At 41.1% G+C, this 2,445-nt stretch carries 1 protein-coding gene; it reads left to right on the top strand.

The features are described 5' to 3' along the window. Positions 1–2,445, top strand: a 2,445-nt coding sequence (locus AACY61_RS12395) for a 4Fe-4S dicluster domain-containing protein (RefSeq protein WP_339611891.1), incomplete at both ends; no start/stop codon positions are given.

Raw genomic sequence — 2,445 nt, 5'->3', positions numbered from 1 at the left:
ACTTGCAAATTTTTATGCAACAACAATTGCAGATGGTTTTGATTTTGCTTCTGTTCTGGTTAAAACAAGAGAAGGAAGACCCATTAAAATTGAAAACAATACCCTTTCAAAAACCAAAGGAGGTGCCAATGCAAGAGTGCAAGCATCAGTTTTGTCTCTTTATGATAAATACAGACTTCAGGGTCCTTTAGCAGAGGGCGAACAAGTAGATTGGGATTATTTCAATCCACTAGTGGCTTCAAGATTGGATACCCTCTCGGCAAACGGTAATGAAGTTGTTTTATTGACTCAAACCCTTGCAAGCCCATCTACCAGTAAACTCATTAAAGAGTTTACCACAAAATATTCAAACATTCGTCACGTAGTTTACGATACTGTCTCATCCTCTGAAGCACTTGATGCATTTCAAATGAAGTATGGAGTAAGAGGTTTGGCAGATTATGATTTTTCACAAGCTGAAGTTATAGTTTCTGTTGGAGCCGACTTTTTAGGAGATTGGCAAGGAGGAGGCTATGATGCTGGATATGCAAAAGGACGTGTTCCTAAAAATGGAAAAATGTCCCGGCACATTCAGTTTGAGTCGTTGATGACACTCTCAGGTGCAAATGCAGACAAACGTGTACCTGTAACCCCTGCTCAACAAAAAGAAGTATTGAAAGCTCTGGCAGGCAAAACTGCTGATATTCCTCAACATATTCAGGAAGCAGTTTCAAATGCGAAAAGACAGCTGCAAAAAGCCGGTTCAAAAGCGGTTGTTGTTTGTGGTTTGATGGATGTGGAAGCACAATCAATGACACTCGAATTAAACGAAACACTTGGCAGTACTGTAATTGATACTGACCAGCCAAGATTAATAAAACAAGGTAACAGTCAGGAAGTTTTAAATGTAGTTCAGGGCATTAAAACAGGAACTGTAAAAGGATTGATCACAGTGGGTATAGACCCCTTATATTCTTTACCAAATAGTGAAGAACTAAAAGAAGCTTATAAAAACTTAGACTTTACACTGGCCTTTGCAATGCGTGAAGATGCAACTGCTTCTGAAGCCCAGTTTGTGGCCGCTACTCCACATTATTTGGAGTCTTGGGGTGATGTACAGATAAAGAAGGGTCATTTTGCGCTTTCACAACCAACCATCAAGCCCTTATTCAATACCCAACAATTTCAGGAAACAATATTGGCTATATTAGGAAAAGAACAATCCTATTATGATTATATAAGAGAAACAACTGAGCCCTTGTTAAATGGAAATAGCTGGAATCAGGCACTGCACGATGGTGTGTTTGAAAGTACAGCTAACCTGATGCCTGAAACTGAAGTTGCCTCTGGAACAATGGAGGCTTCAGAATCAAACGGTGCGTTTGCTGCTCAATCTACAGCTGAAGGAGAGTTTGATCTGATTTTCTATACCAAAACAAATATGGGTGATGGGCAAAATGCAAATAACCCCTGGCTACAGGAAATGCCTGACCCCATTACAAGAACATCTTGGGATAACTACCTGACAATTTCAGCAGCAGATGCAGAGTCTTTAGGTCTTGTAAACAAGCATGTTGCTAATGGAGCTTTGAATGGAAGTTATGTGAATATTAAAACAAACGGTTCAACACTTGAACGTGTTCCTGTACTCATACAACCCGGTCAAGCCAAAGGTACTGTGGGCCTCGCTTTTGGGTTCGGGAAAACTCACAACATTCAAAAAGAAATGCAAGTAGGTGTAAATGCCTACTCATTATACCAAAATTTTAAAGGCGTGCAACGTGTTTCACTTGAAAAAACAAGCGGAGAACACGAGTTTGCCTGTGTGCAGTTGCACAATACCATGATGGGAAGAGACATCATAAGAGAAACTACACTGGAAGTTTTCAACACAGTTGATTATGCAGAGTGGAACCCTATGCCTAAGGTTTCTTTAAATCATGTCAATACACCCGTAGACTCCCCCGATGTTGATCTGTGGGAAAGCTTCGATCGCTCAATTGGACATCATTTTAACCTGTCAATAGATTTAAATGCCTGTACCGGTTGTGGTGCCTGTGTTATAGCATGTCACGCCGAAAACAACGTTCCGGTTGTTGGTAAAACAGAGGTGAGAAGAAGCAGGGATATGCACTGGTTGCGTATTGACAGATACTATTCTTCAGAAGAAAGCATTCTATCCGATGCCGATAAGAAAAATGCGATTTCCGGATTAGGAGAGTCGTTAAGTCAGTTTGGTGAACTAGAAAGCCCATCAGACAATCCACAGGTAGCATTCCAGCCGGTGATGTGTCAACACTGTAACCACGCTCCCTGTGAAACAGTATGTCCTGTTGCAGCAACCTCTCACGGTCGACAAGGTCAAAATCAAATGGCCTATAACCGATGTGTGGGAACAAGATACTGCGCAAACAACTGTCCTTACAAAGTGCGTCGTTTCATCTGGTTCTTGTACAGCCAAAATGA

Origin of the sequence: uncultured Planktosalinus sp., from assembly GCF_963973675.1 — a bacterium.
In the GTDB taxonomy this organism is placed as follows: Bacteria; Bacteroidota; Bacteroidia; order Flavobacteriales; family Flavobacteriaceae; genus Planktosalinus.
This window is presented reverse-complemented; position numbering and strand designations above follow the sequence as displayed.